The following is a 17,501-nucleotide window of genomic DNA, read 5'->3' on the forward strand; positions in this document are numbered from 1 at the left end:
TGATCGCGTATCTATATTCTTCCCGTTATCAAAGCAACAGCATTGTCTTATGCCTCCCCCTGCGAAGGGGGAGACTGGGCTGGGGTTATTGCAAAATCATCAAATGTGTTAACACCACGCTAACCCTCCCCTTATCAAGGAACTCAGCAGCTTACAACATATCCAGATTTAAAACGATATTGTGCGTGCGGTAAAACGGTTGAGCAGTAACAGGCGGCAAAATAGCACCGATGCAATAAATACCAGAACCAGCAATAATAATTTTAATATGTTGTTATTAAAATCATACAGCATAACAATAAAATGGAACACGCTATAGTGAACGACATAAACCCCGACCATCGCTGGGCTGATAAACTTCACCAAACCGGTAAGCAATTTGCTGGTTATTGTTAGGTTATCGAATAGAATAAAGAGGGCCAAGCTCATCATTACCAGATGGAAATGTTCCAGAATAAACCAGCCAGCAACACTCTTCTGGATATGTGTCGATAGATAAAGTTCATAGAAATACATCGAAATTGCCAGCGGCAGTACCAATAGCTTGGCTGCTCGTAACACCTTTGGTTTTTTAGTAAATTTACGGCCTACTGCCTCACCCAATACGTGCCCTAAGATATAGTATCCGGCCCAGATCCAGATAAATGAATAGTTAGAGATAAAGAGCGGATCATCTTGCGTGTTGATCGGTTTGACCAGATCCAGTATCGCAACAATAAAAATCATGCTGATAAAAACAGCAGCTGTTATTTTTAGGTTTTTTAACCCTTTAACGATAAGCGGGTAAAGAAGATAAATAATCCCCATATTTAGCAGAATGCCATTCTGTAAAATATAACCTTGCTGGATATACTGCGTTTTAATTAGCGATGAGATAATATTCCAGAAAACCATAATTAATATGATCGATTTTATTTTTATTATTACCCCTTTTCTGCCCAAGTTACCCACTTCATCCAAATAACCAATAATCATAAAAAATAGGGGTTTGGCAATTATGGAGAGAAAATAGAGCACGCTCATAATATCGGCGTCTAAAAAACACTCAAAAGAACAGATTTCACTGGTTGAGAAAAAGGTGACTGCACTGAAGCAAGTTAAACTCTTTAATGCTTGCAAGTTGACATTTTTTGCCATGTTATTAATACCTTAAATGCTCTAAATCCCGTTGTGTCGTGTGAGTTTTGGCCTATCCGACGCGGGCTATTTTAGTGGACATCGTATCCCTGAACATAAGTTATCTTTTTGTTTAATCAGCACTGATCACCTAACTCAGCCCAGAATTATAGCATAATAATTCGCAATGATGCCTTGCTGTAGGTTATGTGCGCACAGTATTGGCTAACCGCGTGTTGGTGCCATCAGACAGTTAACAGCCTAGAATCAGCCATCCACTGATTAGCATAGATAGCGCATTTGACGTCCAAAGAATGGTTTTTATCACTAAACTCAGGCTAGACTCTTCAAAATCGGCAGCACCAATAGTACATTGCACCTATTGCACGGTTGCGCAGCAGCTCCACACCACACAAGGCTCGGTTTTATATGTTTTCCATAGAGAAGTCTAACAAACTTGATAATGTCTGCTACGACATCCGTGGCAGTGTACTAAAAGAGGCTAAACGCCTGGAAGAAGAAGGACATAAAGTTCTCAAATTGAACATTGGCAATCCGGCACCGTTTGGTTTTGAAGCACCGGATGAAATTTTAGTCGATGTGATCCGCAACCTCCCCACCGCTCAGGGATATTGTGATTCTAAAGGGCTGTATTCGGCACGTAAGGCGATCATGCAGCATTATCAGGCACGTGATATGCGTGAAGTGACGGTCGAAGATATCTACATTGGCAACGGTGTGTCGGAGCTGATCCTGCAATCCATGCAGGCGTTGCTTAACCTTGGTGATGAGATGCTGGTGCCAGCACCGGATTATCCGCTGTGGACGGCGGCCGTTTCCCTCTCCAGTGGTAAAGCGGTGCATTACCTTTGTGATGAAGAGTCGGGTTGGTTTCCTGATCTGGACGACATTCGCAGTAAAATCACACCGCGTACACGCGGGATTGTCATCATCAATCCGAACAATCCAACCGGAGCGGTTTACAGCAAAGCGCTGCTGGAGGAAATTGTTGAGATTGCACGTCAGCATAATCTGATCATTTTCGCCGATGAGATTTACGACAAGATCTTGTATGACGATGCGCAACACCACTCGATCGCTGCATTGGCGCCTGATTTGCTGACGGTCACTTTTAATGGACTGTCAAAAACCTATCGCGTGGCCGGCTTTCGGCAGGGTTGGATGGTGTTGAACGGGCCGAAAAAACATGCCAAAGGCTATATCGAAGGGCTGGAGATGTTGGCCTCAATGCGTCTGTGTGCCAATGTGCCGATGCAACATGCGATCCAGACTGCATTGGGTGGCTATCAGAGTATCAACGAATTTATCAAGCCAGGTGGTCGCCTGTATCAACAGCGTGAACGCACCTGGCAGTTGCTGAATCAGATCCCAGGTGTCTCTTGCGTTAAGCCGCAAGGGGCACTGTATATGTTCCCACGCATTGATATTAAACGTTTTAATATCCGTGACGATCAGAAGTTGGTGCTGGATCTGCTGTTACAGGAGAAGGTGTTACTGGTACAAGGCACTGCCTTTAACTGGCCTCATCCAGATCATGTGCGGATTGTGACCCTGCCGCGCATTGATGATTTGGAGATGGCGGTTAACAAGTTTGGTCGGTTCCTAGAGCATTACCATCAGTAGCCATCTTATCTCGCTAGGCTAGTCATTTACGTTGTGAGAATGCCCTGTTCAGACCCGCTAAGCGTCACAGTAGCTGGCACTGAGCAGCGGCATGGACACCCTGCCCTATCCGGTCAACGAGAAAACTGAATGAGTCACTTTTTTGCCCACCTGTCCCGTTTGAAACTGATCACCCGTTGGCCACTGATGCGCAACCTGCTAACGGAAAATGTTGCTGAGCACAGTTTGCAAGTGGCGTTTGTTGCCCACGCGCTGAGTGTGATCAAAAACCGCAAGTTTGGTGGACAACTTAATGCCGAGCGTGTCGCTGTGTTGGCGATGTATCACGATGCCAGTGAGGTGTTGACCGGTGATATGCCAACACCGATTAAGTATTACAATCCGCAGATCGCAGTCGAGTACAAGAAAATCGAGCAGTTAGCGCAGCAGACACTGTTGCAGATGATCCCCGAGGAGCTTCAGGCAGATTTTCAACTTATACTTGATGAACAGTGTTGCAGCGAAGAAGAGAGAGCGATAGTCAAACAAGCCGATGCTTTGTGTGCCTATCTGAAATGCATCGAAGAACTTTCTGCCGGTAATAATGAGTTCCAGTTGGCGAAGAACCGGCTGGAGAAGACACTTGAGCAACGTCATAGTCCGGAAATGGATTATTTTATGACGGTTTTTGTCCCGAGTTTTAGCCTATCTCTGGATGAAATCAGTGTTGAAACAAAAGATTGAAGTTTTTAGTAGGCAGTGATAACGCCTCTCCAAGCAGGCGTTATCACTGCTGCCAGTTTGGTTAGTGATGTGCTGTTTCATCAGTGTGCCCCGAGTAGCTCTGAGCAACATCAACGTCGCTATTTGCCAGATTAGATAACAATTTTTGCCAATTATTGGAGAGCACATGCGCATACTGTGGCGAATTATTGCCGGGATCTTCCGTGGAATATGGCGGTTGTTTAAATTAGTGAGGGAACTGGTTATCACCTTGTTTTTTGCTGTGATACTGCTGTTTGGCATTGGCGTTTACTTCTCTTTTCAAAGCAGTCATTCGTCACCAGCCTCACGGGGTGCCCTGTTGCTTGATCTGCAGGGTACTATTGTCGATACACCAGCAACAGATACGCGTTTTCAGCAGTGGGGGCGTGAGCTGTTAGGTGGCTCCAGCCGTCGGTTGCAGGAAAATTCACTGTTTGATCTGGTCGATGCGCTGCGAGCGGCGAAAGAGGATGACAACATTACCGGTATCGTGCTGCAACTGAACGATTTTGTCTCGGCAGATCAGCCCTCTCTGCAATATATTGGTAAGGCGTTAGCTGAATTCCGTGATAGTGGTAAGCCGATTTTTGCGGTCGGTGATAGCTACAGCCAAGCACAATATTTTCTTGCCAGTTATGCCAATAAGATTTACCTGTCACCACAAGGTGCGGTTGATTTACGTGGCTTAGCCACCCATCGGCTGTATTACAAATCGTTGTTGGAAAAATTAAAGGTTAGCACCCACATTTTCCGCGTCGGCAGCTATAAATCGGCGGTTGAACCGTTGATCCGTGATGATATGTCACCTGAGGCGCGCGCAGCAGATAGCCTGTGGTTAGGTGAGTTATGGCAAAACTACCTGAGCACTGTCGCTGCGAACCGCAAGTTGTCACCTAACCAACTGTTCCCAGGCGCGCAGCAGATCCTGCGTGGATTGCAGGCGGTTAATGGTGACATGGCGCAATATGCCCTTGATAACAAATTGGTTGATGCGTTAGCTTCGCGACCGGAGATTGAGCAGGCATTAAGCAACAGGTTTGGCTGGAATAAACAGCGTAATGCCATTAATGCCACCAGTATTTATAACTACCGCATCAAGCCAAAGCTGGAACAACCCGCCGAAATTGGTGTGATTGTTGCCAATGGTGCCATCATGGATGGCACTCAGAGTGCGGGCAATGTTGGAGCCGATACCATCGCAGAGCAACTACGCCAGGCTCGTTTTGATTCGAAAATCAAGGCATTGGTGCTGCGAGTTAATAGTCCGGGCGGTAGCGTCAGTGCCTCTGAAGTGATCCGCAGCGAGTTGGCTGCGCTGCGTGCAGCAGGTAAACCGGTCGTGGTGTCAATGGGCGGCACTGCCGCTTCTGGTGGGTACTGGATCGCGACTGCCGCTGATCATATTGTTGCTAGCCCCAGTACGCTTACTGGATCGATAGGTATTTTTGGTGCGATTAATACGTTTGAAAATAGCCTAGAGAGTGTGGGGGTGTATACCGACGGCGTCAATACTTCACCATTGGCAGATTTGAGTGTCACCAAGACATTGCCGCCAGAGTTTGCCCAGATGATGCAGTTGAGTGTTGAGCACGGTTATCGGCAATTTATCAATCTGGTCGCTACTGCGCGCCATATGGATGCAAAGCAAGTTGATGCCATTGCCCAAGGGCGTGTCTGGACCGGAAGAGAGGCGAATAGACGTGGATTGGTCGATCAACTGGGTGATTTTGACGATGCGGTGGCAAAAGCAGCCGAATTGGCGAACATAACGCAGTGGCAATTGGCTTGGTTTAGCACGCCAGTCAGTATGCTGGATCACTTCTTTAGCCAGTTGGGGATTTCGGTCAATGCGGTACTGCCGCGCGCAGTGTTGGCAATGTTACCCGCGCCGTTGGCGAGCTTAGGCGATGAAGTTAGGCAACAGGCTGAGTTGTTTCAGCGGCTGAATGATCCACAGCATCGCTATGCTATCTGTCTAACTTGTGCGGATGTTGAGTAGTCTCTGTGTGCGTTCTGTTGGTGACAAGGAGCGTCACCCGACTTCAGTTGGCTGGTTGTAGTTCAAGTTGTCTGCCGGTTAGATGTCACTCGAATTATTTAGGCCATAACATTACCTTTTAATAAATAAGAAAATATGCAAAAGAAATCTATTTACGTCATCTATACTGGCGGCACCATTGGTATGTTACATTCGGAAAATGGCTATGTCCCTGCGGCTGGGCATCTACAGCAGCAACTGGCGCAAATGCCTGAGTTTCATCGTCCTGAAATGCCACACTTTACCCTGCATGAATATGATCCACTGATCGACTCTTCCGATATGACGCCCGAAGATTGGCAGTTGATAGCCAACGATATTCAGCACAACTACGCCAATTATGATGGTTTCGTCATTTTACATGGCACTGACACTATGGCTTTCACCGCTTCCGCGCTCTCTTTTATGCTGGAGAATTTAGCCAAGCCAGTGATCGTGACCGGTTCACAGATCCCGCTGTCAGAGTTACGTTCAGATGGGCAAGCCAATCTGTTAAATTCACTCTATCTTGCAGCAAATTATCCGATCAGCGAAGTGGGGTTATTTTTCAACAACAAGCTGTTTCGTGCCAATCGCACCACTAAAGCTCATGCCGATGGTTTTGATGCTTTTGCTTCACCGAACTTTGCACCACTGCTAGAAGCGGGGATCCATATTCGCCGTCAATCGTGCCTCTCATCACCAGAGCCCAACGGCGCGTTAAAAGTACACCAAATCACACCACAACCGATTGGGGTGGTGACCATCTACCCTGGTATCTCGGCAGAGGTGGTACGCAATTTCCTGCTACAGCCGGTCAAGGCGTTGATCTTGCGTTGCTATGGGGTGGGCAATGCACCACAGAAGCCGGAATTACTCGATGAACTGCGCGCTGCAACTTTGCGCGGTATTGTGGTGATCACACTGACACAATGTATCTCCGGGCGGGTCAATATGGGGGGATATGCTACCGGCAATGCGTTGGCTCAGGCGGGTGTGATCAGCGGTTATGATATGACGGTTGAGGCGGCGTTGACTAAATTGCACTACCTATTAAGTCAATCACTCACGGCAGAACAGATCCGTCAGCAGATGCAGCAGAATTTGCGTGGTGAACTGACACTGGAAGATTGATGGGTTGTGCGTTCATCACTATTTGTTACTGACTCGCCGAAGCAGCACAACTGTGCTGCTGGCTGAAAGTGTAAGAGCCAGCCCACGAGTTGGCGCTGGCTGGCACAGTTTTGTCGCTGTTGGTTAACAGCTAGTATCCAGTTCAGGGAAGCTCTTCACCAGTTGATCCAGCGCTCGCATTTGTAACAGGAACGGCTCCAACTTATCCAACGGCAGCGCTGAAGGGCCATCACATTTTGCATTGTTAGGATCGGGGTGCGCTTCAATAAACAGCCCAGCCAATCCAACCGCCATGCCAGCTCTTGCCAGCTCGGTGACTTGAGCACGTCGGCCACCCGAGGCAGCACTGAATGCATCACGTGTTTGTAGTGCGTGGGTAACGTCGAAAATTACCGGATGACCACCACTGACGGTTTTCATGACGCCAATACCGAGCATATCGACCACTAAGTTGTCATAGCCAAAGTTGCTACCGCGATCACAGAGAATAACCTGATCGTTGCCACCCTCTTTAAATTTATCAACAATATTGCCCATTTGCCCTGGGCTGACAAACTGTGGTTTTTTGACGTTGATCACGGCACCGGTTTTCGCCATCGCCTCAACCAAATCGGTTTGGCGTGCCAGGAATGCAGGAAGCTGTAGCACATCAACCACTTCCGCAACCGGTTTTGCCTGTGCCACTTCATGCACATCGGTGATCACTTTCACGCCAAAGGTGGCCTTCAATTCCTGAAAGATTTTCATCCCCTCTTCCAGCCCTGGGCCACGGTAAGAGTGAATTGATGAGCGATTGGCTTTATCAAACGAGGCTTTGAAAACGTAAGGAATGCCCAGTTTTTCGGTCACTTTGACGTAGTGCTCACAAATGCGCATCGCCAAATCACGCGACTCCAGCACATTCATGCCGCCAAACAGCACAAACGGCAGATCGTTCGCTACCTTAATCTCACCAATGTTAACTACTTTCTGTTTCATGCTTGCGCCTTTGCTGATGTTGACATTGTGCTCGCCGTGATAGCACGAGCTTATTGACTGCATGTTCAGTTGAGAGGTTGTCTTCCCGTGACGGTTCACTGCGTTGCCAACCGACGCACATGCAGTGCTTGATTGCGTTCTATGGGCTACGCGCTAGCGTCACGCGGTCGTTACCACCATAGTCACGATGGGTTTCAATGGTAATAAATCCGGCCTGTTGTAACAATCCTCGTACCGCGCTGCCCTGCTGCCACCCATGCTCAAGTAACAGCAACGCGTTGGGCAGTAAAAAATCTTTTGCCTGATCTACGATGCTGGCTAAATCTGCCAGCCCGTTATCTGCCGCAACTAGCGCACTGTGCGGTTCAAAACGTACATCCCCTAACTGTAGATGGGGATCAGTTTCATCGATATAGGGCGGATTGCTGACAATCAGGTCAAAGCGTTGTCCAGCGACCGGGCTAAACCAGCTTCCCTGTTTAAATTCAACATTCTTGATCGCCAGTTTAGCCGCATTATGTTGTGCCAGTGCGACTGCATCGGGCTGTAGATCGACGCCGGTGATTTGGCAGTCGCCGCGTTCGCTGGCCAGCGCTAATGCGATCGCGCCGCTACCGGTGCCAAGATCTAAAATCTGGCATGGCGTTGTAGGCAAACGCGCCAGCGCCAGTTCAACCAGACATTCGGTATCGGGGCGCGGGATCAGCGTAGCGGGCGAGACTGCCAGCGGCAGTGACCAAAACTCACGTTCACCAAGCAGGTAGGCTATCGGTTCACCGCGCTGACGACGTGCCAGTAACAGCGACAGTTGCTCGGTTTCTGCCTCTGTCAATTCGGTTTCAGAAAATGCCAGCAGAAACGCACGACTGCGCCCAGTGACCGACGCCAGTAAGATCTCGGCATCGCGTTTGGCGCTGTCACTTGCCGCAAGTGTGCTGGTGGCTTGTTTCAGCCAGTGGAGATAGTCCAATTATTCAAGCTCTGCGGAAAGTGCCGCCAACTGATCCGCCTGGTGTTCCTGCACAATCGGTTGGATTAGCATGTCGAGTTTGCCTTCCATCACCTCATCCAGACGATAGAGTGTGAGGTTGATGCGATGATCGGTCACCCGTCCTTGTGGGAAGTTGTAAGTGCGATTACGGTCAGAGCGGTCTCCGCTACCCAGTAAGTTGCGGCGCGTTGATGCTTCTGCCTGTTGGCGTTTGGCCATTTCCGCCGCATGAATGCGTGCTGCTAGCACTGACATCGCTTTGGCGCGGTTTTTGTGCTGCGAGCGTTCGTCCTGGCACTCAACCACAATGCCGGTGGGCAGGTGGGTAATGCGGATCGCCGAGTCAGTGGTGTTAACGTGCTGCCCACCCGCACCCGAGGAGCGGAAGGTGTCAACTTTCAGATCACTGGGGTTGATGTCAGGTAACTCGGCTTCTGGGATCTCCGGCATGACAGCTACGGTACAGGCGGAGGTGTGGATACGCCCTTGGGATTCGGTCTCCGGTACGCGCTGTACTCGGTGGCCGCCAGATTCAAATTTCAGTTGGCCGTAAGCCCCCTCACCGGAAACTTTGGCTATCACTTCTTTATAACCACCATGCTCACCCAAGTTGGCGCTCATGATTTCCACTCGCCAGCGACGGGCTTCGGCATAGCGGCTATACATGCGGAACAGATCGCCAGCAAAGATCGCCGCTTCATCACCGCCGGTTCCAGCACGAACTTCCAGAAAACAGTGGCGTTCATCATCGGGATCTTTCGGCAATAACAATAGCTGCAACTGCTGCTCCAGCACTTCAGCACTGGCTTTGGCTTGCTTCAGTTCCTCTTGTGCCATTTCACGCATTTCGGCATCATCCAGCATCATTTCTGCTGTCGCCATATCTTCCTGCACTTGACGCCACTGTAAAAAACAGCGGCTGACATCGCTCAATTGTGCATATTCGCGCGACAACGCACGAAATCGCTCCTGATCGGCGATCACACCACCATCACCAAGCAGTGCCTGCACCTCTTCATGGCGCTCTTGTAACGCTTCCAGTTTGGCAACAATAGAAGGCTTCATGCGTGTTTTTACCCCTGCTAATCAAAGAGAACTAATGTTTATCCAACCCTAAACTCTGGCGCAAAATCTGTAACCGCTCCATATCTCCTTCACCTGCGGCTTGTTGCAGTGATTTGGTCGGCGCATGGATCAAACGATTAGTCAGTTTGTGTACCAGCTCGTTGACCACCTGTGTGACATCGCCCCCTTGCGCAATGGTCAGCAACGCTTTTACTCTCATCTCCTCGCGGATCTGTTCAGCCTGCTGGCGATACTCTCTAATGCTGGCAGTGGCATTTTGCGCCCGCAGCCAAGACATAAAACCGGCGCTCTCTTGCAGCACGATCGACTCGGCTTCAATTGCCGCCGCTTGACGTTGAGCCAGATTGCCCTGAATGATCGCTTGCAGATCATCCACACTGTAGAGATAAGCATCCGCCAGGTTGCCGACCTCCGGTTCGATGTCACGCGGCACCGCGATATCGACCAGTAACATTGGCCGGTTGCGCCGCGCTTTTAGTGCTCGCTCTACCATACCTTTGCCAATGATCGGCAGTGGGCTGGCGGTAGAGGTAATAATCAGATCCGCCTCTGCTAGTCGGGCGTCAATTTCCGGCAAGCTAATCACCTGTGCGCCAACTTCATCTGCCAGATCTTGAGCACGTTTGCGGGTGCGATTGGCAATCACCATCTGTTGCACTTGTGCCTGGTTTAAATGGCGTGCAATCAGGGTGATGGTTTCACCAGCGCCGACTAACAGCACGTTGAGTTGTGTTAACGATTCAAAAATCTGTCGTGCCAAACTACAGGCGGCAAACGCTACCGAGACTGCGCTGGCACCAATTTCTGTTTCGCTACGCACACGCTTTGCCACAGAAAACGCTTTCTGAAATAGCCGTTCCAGTTCGCTATTGAGCGCCAGCGCTTGTTGTGAACTGGCAAATGCTTTTTTTACCTGACCTAAAATCTGTGGTTCCCCTAACACTAGCGAATCCAATCCGCTGGCAACGCGCATTAAGTGACTGACCGCGTGTTCACCCGTGTGCCAATAGAGAGTATGGCTCACTTCTTCAGCATGTAGCTGGTGATGATGGCAGAGCCAGCGCGTTAACTGTTCATGTAACTGGGGCTGTTCACTCACGCTGAGGTAGAGTTCGGTGCGGTTGCAGGTAGACAAAATCACAGCACCCTGCACCGCCGGTTGGTGGAGCAAGCTCGCCAATGCAGAGGGAACAGACTCTGGAGAAAAGGTCACTCGCTCTCGTAGAGAAACCGGCGCCGTTTTGTGATTAATGCCTAAGGCAAGCAGAACCATTGCGTTAGATGAAACTTCTCTGGAATATGAATTTTTGTTGGCTGGCATTCTACTTGATGCGTGGCATCAATAAAAGCAACACGCGCATCTTCCGGCAATTGCCGCTGTCTGTGCTATAGCGTAGCAACCCAATCCGAACATGGCGATTTTTCTGCCCGCTGTTCTGGTTTTTATCCCTGGTTGTGCAGTGACTCAGGTAATCGCTGCTGGTTAACAAATAGACGGCGGCCGCCGTGGTAGATGCCGAACATTGCCATGATGGGTGATAATGCGGGCGTTCCGCTGATATCACGATCGTCAATAGGCGCTATTGGGTGTAATATTGCGCTGGTTTGTTCTGCCGCTAGAATAAACAATATGTTTCCACTCCTCTGAAGGAAAAATTATGCCAATTCAGCCTGCGCGTCAGATGAACCTGCTGCGATTGCTGCCGTTAGCCAGTTTACTGTTAGTCGCTTGTAGTGTGACGCAGCCCAGAGGGCCGACAGTGAGTCCTCAATCACCACAGTGGATTGCACATCAGCAGCAGCTACAGCAGTTGACGCAATACCAAACGCGCGGTTCATTTGCCTACCTTTCTGAGCAGAAAAAAGTGTATGCCCGTTTTTTCTGGCAACAATACAGTGCCGATCATTATCGCTTGTTGTTAACCAATCCATTGGGAGGCACTGAACTGGAACTGACAGTACAAAATAATCAGGTTCAGTTGATTGATCGCCAAGGGGGGCGTTACTTGAGTCATGATGCTGAAGCGATGTTGTTGCAGCTAACCGGTATGGCGATCCCGATCAACAATTTACGCCAGTGGATGTTGGGGCTGCCTGGTAATGCTAAAGATTTTCAGGTGGATGCTAACTACCGCCTCAAGCGGCTCACGTATCAGCAGAATGGGTTAACCTGGCAGGTCAACTACCAGGATTTTGATACTAACCTGACACCGGCGCTGCCTAATCGCCTTGAACTGGAGCAGGGAGCACAACGGATCAAACTGAAAATGGATCACTGGACGCTCATCAGATGATTTCGCATTGGCCATCACCAGCAAAACTTAACCTGTTTTTGTATATTACTGGCCGTCGAGCCGACGGTTATCATCTGTTGCAGACGCTGTTTCAGTTCCTCGATTACGGCGACACGCTCTCCTTTCGCTTGCGTTCAGACCAGAAAATTCAACTCCTCACCCCACTGGCGGATCTGCCCGAGGAGCAGAATCTGATTGTGCGAGCTGCGCGGCTGCTACAGCAATCTTGCACTACAGCAGCAGCGCGAGGTGTTGATATTTGGCTGGACAAGCGTATACCGATGGGGGGCGGACTGGGGGGCGGTTCTTCCAATGCCGCGACAGTGTTGATTGCACTCAATCAGCTTTGGCGATGTGGGTTGACTGATCAGCAGTTGGCCACACTGGGGCTTACGCTAGGTGCTGATGTGCCGATTTTTGTCTATGGTCATGCTGCCTTTGCTGAGGGAGTTGGCGAAAAACTGCAACCGGCCAACCCAGCGGAGAAGTGGTATCTGGTTGCGCATCCCGGTATCACTATCGCTACGCCGGTTATTTTTGCTGATCCAGAGTTAAAAAGAGACTCTCCGGTGCGCTCGTTAAGTTGCCTGTTGGCGTCAGATTACCGCAATGACTGTGAACCAATCGCAAGAAAACGTTTTCGTGAGGTTGAACAGCTTCTTTCATGGCTGTTACAATACGCGCCGTCACGTTTGACCGGTACCGGTGCTTGTGTGTTTGCTGAATTTGACTCAGAAAGCGCTGCCCGGCAAGTGTTGAACCAAGCTCCGGCTTGGGTGCGTGGGTTCGTCGCGCGCGGTGTGAATCTCTCACCGCTGCATCGCGTCCGTGCTGAGCAGTTGATGCTACGCAGTGAGTAGCTGTAGTTGAGACTGCACTGGTTAACGCTGCCATGGTTGAGAATTGCAGCTATTGCGACACAGCCGTGTGACAGTCAGTTGGCTAAACGTATCTTTATAGATTATATATGTATATTGTGGCAGCGTTGCCAAAAGCTCTGGGGCTGGCGCTGCATGACAATATCTTCTCTGGACGCAAGCCTGAGGTTCTTCCCGTGCCTGATATGAAGCTTTTTGCTGGTAACGCCACCCCGGAACTGGCGCAACGTATTGCCAATCGTTTATATACCACACTCGGCGATGCCGCTGTGGGTCGCTTTAGCGATGGCGAAGTAAGTGTGCAAATCAATGAGAACGTGCGTGGTGGTGATATTTTCATCATCCAATCAACCTGTGCGCCGACCAACGATAATCTGATGGAGTTGGTGGTAATGGTTGATGCGCTGCGCCGTGCTTCTGCTGGTCGTATTACGGCTGTTATCCCCTATTTCGGTTATGCCCGTCAGGATCGCCGTGTGCGTTCAGCGCGTGTGCCAATCACAGCAAAAGTGGTGGCCGATTTTCTTTCCAGCGTTGGGGTCGATCGTGTGTTGACCGTTGATCTCCATGCGGAGCAGATCCAGGGCTTTTTTGATGTTCCGGTTGATAACGTGTTCGGCAGCCCTATTCTGTTGGAAGATATGATGCAGCAGAATCTGGAAAATCCGATCGTGGTCTCGCCGGATATCGGCGGCGTAGTGCGTGCTCGTGCGATTGCTAAGCTGCTTAATGATACCGATATGGCGATTATCGATAAGCGCCGCCCACGTGCGAATGTTTCGCAAGTGATGCACATCATTGGTGATGTTGCTGGGCGTGACTGCGTATTGGTCGATGATATGATCGATACCGGTGGCACGTTGTGCAAAGCGGCTGAAGCGCTGAAAGAGCGTGGCGCTAAGCGGGTATTTGCCTATGCAACCCACCCGATTTTTTCTGGCAATGCGGTAGAAAACATCAAAAACTCAGTGATTGACGAAGTGATTGTCTGTGACACTATCCCACTGTCACCGGGGATCAAAGCGCTGAACAATGTCCGCACTTTGACTCTGTCTGGTATGCTGGCTGAGGCGATCCGCCGCATCAGCAACGAAGAGTCCATTTCTGCCATGTTTGAGCATTAATTCCCACACCAGAAACTGAATAATGGCTGTGCCTGCCTGGCACAGCCTCTATCAGCAGACGCTGCCTGGTCGACAATCGAACAGCGCTGTGCCGCTATCAGTGCGAACCCATGCTCTTGTTGTGCTTGTTAAAATGTTTTATCCACCAATAGCGTTCGGCAACCCCTTCCCGTCCGCTGACGCACGCACCAGCCAACCATAGCAGTGCACCGATAAAGATGCTCATTACCGCGCCATGCGCAAACAGTTGGGGCAGGTTGAACGGTGACATCTCCGCGATAATTGCATAGCCGCCACCCGCAAGCATGACAACAATGCCGAATATCATCAACGTATTACCGATTAATTTCGCATTTTTATGTTTCATCTTGTTCCCCCTTATCAGGCTTACTCATCACAGCATCACTATTAATGAGTAGCTGTTTTCAGTATAGCTGTGTTTTTATTTCGCTGATTGCGCCTGCCGTCACAGATTTTAATGCTGATCAAGCAGAAAGCCTGTTAGTACTTGGCACACTGCTGGCCGTGTGAGTGCCGTTGTTTTGTCATTCGGCGCTTAACCAAGTAAACTAGCCAGCTTGCGGCGATTGCATGGCTATCACGCCAGATTAGCCAATATCTGAGCAACAGCGTATTTGGTGTGCTAATCCGCTGTCTTTTAGCCGAGGATCATTAACAGTAACCAAAGTGGATCTTCCAGTGAGCAATATCAAATTGATAGTTGGGTTGGCTAACCCGGGTGCCGAGTACGCACAAACGCGCCATAATGCCGGTGCCTGGTATGTAGAGTTGCTGGCACAGCGCCATAATCAGCGATTAACCGAAGAGAGCAAATTTTTTGGCCACAGCGCGCGTTTCAATTTGGCAGGTAACGATGTGCGACTGTTGATCCCAAATACCTTTATGAATTTGAGCGGTAAAGCGGTGGCCGCGATCGCCAGTTTTTACCGTATTTTGCCGGAAGAGATCTTGGTGGCGCATGATGAACTGGATCTGCCACCAGGCGTTGCCAAACTCAAATTGGCTGGCAGTAATGGCGGTCACAATGGTTTGAAAGATATTCAGAGCAAGTTGGCGAATAATGCCAACTTCTACCGCCTGCGTATTGGCATCGGCCATCCGGGCGATAAGAGCCGCGTTGTTGGCTTCGTGTTGGGTAAGCCCTCATTAAGCGAGCAAAAACTGATTGATGCGGCGATTGATGAATCATTGGCCTGTACCGATATCTTACTGAAAGAGGGAATGACCAAAGCAGTCAACCGCCTTCATGCTTTCAAGGCCGGTTAACCCACGATCTGATCTGGGAATAGCGAGTATTGCTATGTTGTCCTCGCTGACTGAATTTTCCCAGCGAGCTTTTCGTTGACAATTTTTAACGCGTGCTGTGAAGCGTGAGCTTACGCTTCAATGGGTTGACAGGATACCTTTTATACAACAGCACAACCTGATTTATTAACTAGTTAAGGTGATACAACTATGGGATTCAAATGCGGTATTGTCGGCCTGCCTAATGTCGGAAAATCCACCCTATTCAATGCATTAACTAAAGCAGGCATTGAGGCTGCCAACTTCCCGTTCTGCACCATTGAACCCAACACTGGTGTGGTGCCCATGCCGGATGAGCGGCTTAATCAACTGGCCGAAATTGTTAAACCGCAACGCATCCTGCCTACTACCATGGAGTTTGTTGATATTGCCGGTCTGGTTAAAGGGGCGTCAAAAGGTGAAGGTCTGGGTAACCAGTTCCTGACCAATATCCGTGAAACGGAGGCGATCGGCCATGTGGTGCGCTGCTTTGAAAATGACAACATTATTCATGTCAACAATAAGGTCGATCCTGCTGATGATATCGAGGTGATCAATACTGAGTTGGCGTTGGCAGATCTCGAAACCTGTGAACGTGCGATCCAGCGGATACAGAAAAAGGCCAAAGGCGGCGATAAAGACGCAAAAGCTGAACTGGCCGTGTTGGAGAAGTGCCTACCGCAATTGGAAAATGCTGGCATGTTACGTGCGTTAGCCTTAAGCGCAGAGGAGAAAGCCGCAGTGCGTTACTTAAGTTTCCTCACGCTGAAACCGACTATGTACATCGCCAACGTTAATGAAGATGGTTTTGAAAATAACCCTTATCTTGAGCAGGTCAATCAAATTGCGGCAGCAGAAGGCTCGGTCGTTGTCGCTGTCTGTGCCGCAGTAGAGGCAGATATTGCTGAGTTGGAAGATGAAGAGCGTAATGAGTTTATGGCTGAATTAGGGCTGACTGAACCAGGATTAAACCGTGTGATCCGCGCTGGTTATCAACTACTTAATCTGCAAACCTACTTTACTGCCGGGGTAAAAGAGGTGCGAGCCTGGACGATCCCTGTTGGTGCTACCGCGCCACAAGCCGCTGGTAAAATCCATACCGATTTCGAAAAAGGTTTTATTCGTGCGCAAACTATCGCCTTTGAGGATTTCATTGCCTACAAAGGGGAACAAGGGGCTAAAGAGGCCGGAAAAATGCGTTCAGAAGGTAAGGACTACATCGTGAAAGATGGTGATGTGATGAACTTTTTGTTCAATGTCTAACCTGTTTGCTATGGGTGAGTCTCGGGAGATTTGCGCAGCATAACCGACAAACTGCGCGATCAGTTTGGTGGTAGTGGCAGATCTCCCGTCTGTAACCATGCCTAGCGAGTTATCTATTGGCTATCAACGTTGCATTTGTCCTGTAAATGTCATTGATCAGCAGTATTTTTATTTTTAATTATCTGGGTGCGGTTTCTTCCTTTAGGAATAGTGCTGGGCCATAATAGTTTGCATTGATTCAGATTGCTGTTGGTAATCGTTAACTAAATCTCGCAAGGTGGTTGCAATTCTGTGAAATCCTGCATTTTCTATTGTGTCGGCTTTAATTCTGTACAGCTCTGCCAGCTCCAATTCTGGCTTTCCGATAGAATCGAAACGATGAACACGAACCCCTCCTGAATTGTATAGACTGATTCTAAAACCTGCACGCATATCATCGGCTTCGCGCTCATTAAGTGCTGCAGCGACGGTACGGTGTATCCATAAACCGTCTGGATCTGTTGGAGCATGGATTAATACGTTACCAATATGCGTAAGTGCAACAGAAAGATGACCCGATTCTGTACAGATCTGTTTTACCTTTTGTAACCATTGATTGAAAGATTCCCCACTAAATGCCCCATCATTTTGTGTCCCGGGGGGCGTTTTCCAGCCACCTAGCAGTCGCCGGGCATTTCTTGCAAACTCCTGTGATTGAGCGGAAGTTTTTTCTGCTGGTTGATCTTCTTTTGCGGGATGGTAGATACCCTGGATTATCTTGCAAAAAAATTCAGGGTGATTGGTGAGTCCAGCTTCAAGTAGTTGTAAACATCCGGCGATCTCACCTTGCGAGTTTATATTAAGTGGTTAAGGTGAGCGGCAGATTAGGTGGATGAGGAGAAGGTGTTACCGGGCAGGGGCAGCAGTTGGTCCAGTTGACTATTTTTC

The 17,501-nt window shown here is 49.3% G+C and carries 17 protein-coding genes; 9 read left to right on the forward strand and 8 right to left on the reverse strand.

The features are described 5' to 3' along the window. Nucleotides 1-168 precede the first annotated feature (168 nt). Entirely contained in the window at nt 169-1,137 is a 969-nt protein-coding gene (locus tag EOJ37_RS07580) for an acyltransferase family protein (RefSeq protein WP_127959325.1), read from the reverse strand. 408 nt (nt 1,138-1,545) lie between these two features. Between EOJ37_RS07580 and EOJ37_RS07585 the strand changes: the two genes are divergently transcribed. The 4 genes from EOJ37_RS07585 (at nt 1,546) to ansA (ending at nt 6,655) form a co-directional block, all read left to right on the forward strand. Next, a complete protein-coding gene (locus EOJ37_RS07585; RefSeq protein WP_127959326.1) occupies nt 1,546-2,760 on the forward strand; it encodes a pyridoxal phosphate-dependent aminotransferase in 1,215 nt (404 codons plus the stop codon). Nucleotides 2,761-2,889: 129 nt separating this feature from the next. Further along, nucleotides 2,890-3,483 carry a 5'-deoxynucleotidase gene (gene yfbR, locus EOJ37_RS07590; RefSeq protein WP_127959327.1) on the forward strand — a complete coding sequence of 198 codons (594 nt, stop codon included), beginning with the start codon at nt 2,890-2,892 and terminating at the stop codon, nt 3,481-3,483. 166 nt (nt 3,484-3,649) lie between these two features. Then, nucleotides 3,650-5,503 (forward strand): signal peptide peptidase SppA, encoded by a 1,854-nt coding sequence (gene sppA, locus EOJ37_RS07595; RefSeq protein ID WP_127959328.1) that lies wholly within the window; start codon nt 3,650-3,652, stop codon nt 5,501-5,503. A 135-nt stretch (nt 5,504-5,638) separates the two neighbouring features. Further along, complete coding sequence (gene ansA / locus EOJ37_RS07600; RefSeq protein ID WP_127959329.1) at nt 5,639-6,655, forward strand: asparaginase; 1,017 nt, start codon at nt 5,639-5,641, stop codon at nt 6,653-6,655. A 123-nt stretch (nt 6,656-6,778) separates the two neighbouring features. Here ansA and kdsA read toward each other — a convergent pair whose 3' ends face one another. From kdsA to EOJ37_RS07625, 5 genes are all read right to left on the reverse strand, one after another. Continuing rightward, the gene (kdsA, locus tag EOJ37_RS07605) at nt 6,779-7,633 is read right to left on the reverse strand and encodes a 3-deoxy-8-phosphooctulonate synthase (RefSeq protein ID WP_127959330.1); all 855 of its coding nucleotides are present in this window, start codon (nt 7,631-7,633) and stop codon (nt 6,779-6,781) included. A gap of 139 nt (nt 7,634-7,772) precedes the next feature. Further along, nucleotides 7,773-8,603, reverse strand: coding sequence for a peptide chain release factor N(5)-glutamine methyltransferase (gene prmC / locus EOJ37_RS07610; protein ID WP_127959331.1), 831 nt, complete (start codon nt 8,601-8,603; stop codon nt 7,773-7,775). Then, nucleotides 8,604-9,689, reverse strand: coding sequence for a peptide chain release factor 1 (gene prfA / locus EOJ37_RS07615; protein ID WP_127959332.1), 1,086 nt, complete (start codon nt 9,687-9,689; stop codon nt 8,604-8,606). Between the two features lie 31 nt (nt 9,690-9,720). Then, a complete protein-coding gene (gene hemA / locus EOJ37_RS07620; RefSeq protein WP_127959333.1) occupies nt 9,721-10,983 on the reverse strand; it encodes a glutamyl-tRNA reductase in 1,263 nt (420 codons plus the stop codon). 170 nt (nt 10,984-11,153) lie between these two features. Then, a complete protein-coding gene (locus tag EOJ37_RS07625; protein ID WP_127959334.1) occupies nt 11,154-11,339 on the reverse strand; it encodes a hypothetical protein in 186 nt (61 codons plus the stop codon). Between the two features lie 29 nt (nt 11,340-11,368). Here EOJ37_RS07625 and lolB point away from each other — a divergent pair, with 29 nt between their 5' ends. From lolB to prs, 3 genes are all read left to right on the forward strand, one after another. Beyond that, on the forward strand, nt 11,369-12,004 hold the full coding sequence (gene lolB, locus EOJ37_RS07630) for a lipoprotein insertase outer membrane protein LolB (RefSeq protein ID WP_127959335.1): 636 nt from the start codon (nt 11,369-11,371) through the stop codon (nt 12,002-12,004). After that, nucleotides 12,001-12,864, forward strand: coding sequence for a 4-(cytidine 5'-diphospho)-2-C-methyl-D-erythritol kinase (gene ispE / locus EOJ37_RS07635; protein WP_127959336.1), 864 nt, complete (start codon nt 12,001-12,003; stop codon nt 12,862-12,864). Before lolB ends, ispE begins: the two co-directional genes overlap by 4 nt. Nucleotides 12,865-13,058: 194 nt before the next feature. Continuing rightward, a complete protein-coding gene (prs, locus tag EOJ37_RS07640) occupies nt 13,059-14,006 on the forward strand; it encodes a ribose-phosphate diphosphokinase (protein WP_127959343.1) in 948 nt (315 codons plus the stop codon). A 97-nt stretch (nt 14,007-14,103) separates the two neighbouring features. On the opposite strand, the gene ychH is transcribed toward prs, so the two are convergent. Then, nucleotides 14,104-14,373, reverse strand: coding sequence for a stress-induced protein YchH (ychH, locus tag EOJ37_RS07645; protein WP_127959337.1), 270 nt, complete (start codon nt 14,371-14,373; stop codon nt 14,104-14,106). 332 nt (nt 14,374-14,705) lie between these two features. Between ychH and pth the strand changes: the two genes are divergently transcribed. Together pth and ychF are read left to right on the forward strand one after the other, a co-directional pair. Continuing rightward, nucleotides 14,706-15,293: an aminoacyl-tRNA hydrolase gene (pth, locus tag EOJ37_RS07650; RefSeq protein ID WP_127959338.1), complete on the forward strand. Its 588-nt coding sequence runs from the start codon at nt 14,706-14,708 to the stop codon at nt 15,291-15,293. Nucleotides 15,294-15,482: 189 nt separating this feature from the next. Beyond that, nucleotides 15,483-16,574, forward strand: coding sequence for a redox-regulated ATPase YchF (ychF, locus tag EOJ37_RS07655; RefSeq protein WP_127959339.1), 1,092 nt, complete (start codon nt 15,483-15,485; stop codon nt 16,572-16,574). 201 nt (nt 16,575-16,775) lie between these two features. On the opposite strand, the gene EOJ37_RS07660 is transcribed toward ychF, so the two are convergent. Further along, nucleotides 16,776-17,006 (reverse strand): hypothetical protein, encoded by a 231-nt coding sequence (locus EOJ37_RS07660; protein ID WP_127959340.1) that lies wholly within the window; start codon nt 17,004-17,006, stop codon nt 16,776-16,778. Nucleotides 17,007-17,501 lie beyond the last annotated feature (495 nt).

It is taken from the genome of Serratia microhaemolytica (genome assembly GCF_004011885.1).
Lineage (GTDB): Bacteria > Pseudomonadota > Gammaproteobacteria > Enterobacterales > Enterobacteriaceae > Serratia_G > Serratia_G microhaemolytica.

Excerpts from the sequence above, each read along its gene's own strand:
- ychH (WP_127959337.1), bottom strand. The coding sequence starts at position 14,373 with ATGAAACATAAAAATGCGAAATTAATCGGTAATACGTTGATGATATTC.
- ispE (WP_127959336.1), top strand. The coding sequence starts at position 12,001 with ATGATTTCGCATTGGCCATCACCAGCAAAACTTAACCTGTTTTTGTAT.
- ansA (WP_127959329.1), top strand. The coding sequence starts at position 5,639 with ATGCAAAAGAAATCTATTTACGTCATCTATACTGGCGGCACCATTGGT.
- EOJ37_RS07580 (WP_127959325.1), bottom strand. The coding sequence starts at position 1,137 with ATGGCAAAAAATGTCAACTTGCAAGCATTAAAGAGTTTAACTTGCTTC.
- lolB (WP_127959335.1), top strand. The coding sequence starts at position 11,369 with ATGCCAATTCAGCCTGCGCGTCAGATGAACCTGCTGCGATTGCTGCCG.
- ychF (WP_127959339.1), top strand. The coding sequence starts at position 15,483 with ATGGGATTCAAATGCGGTATTGTCGGCCTGCCTAATGTCGGAAAATCC.
- sppA (WP_127959328.1), top strand. The coding sequence starts at position 3,650 with ATGCGCATACTGTGGCGAATTATTGCCGGGATCTTCCGTGGAATATGG.
- prfA (WP_127959332.1), bottom strand. The coding sequence starts at position 9,689 with ATGAAGCCTTCTATTGTTGCCAAACTGGAAGCGTTACAAGAGCGCCAT.
- EOJ37_RS07585 (WP_127959326.1), top strand. The coding sequence starts at position 1,546 with ATGTTTTCCATAGAGAAGTCTAACAAACTTGATAATGTCTGCTACGAC.
- hemA (WP_127959333.1), bottom strand. The coding sequence starts at position 10,983 with ATGGTTCTGCTTGCCTTAGGCATTAATCACAAAACGGCGCCGGTTTCT.
- EOJ37_RS07660 (WP_127959340.1), bottom strand. The coding sequence starts at position 17,006 with ATGCGTGCAGGTTTTAGAATCAGTCTATACAATTCAGGAGGGGTTCGT.
- yfbR (WP_127959327.1), top strand. The coding sequence starts at position 2,890 with ATGAGTCACTTTTTTGCCCACCTGTCCCGTTTGAAACTGATCACCCGT.
- kdsA (WP_127959330.1), bottom strand. The coding sequence starts at position 7,633 with ATGAAACAGAAAGTAGTTAACATTGGTGAGATTAAGGTAGCGAACGAT.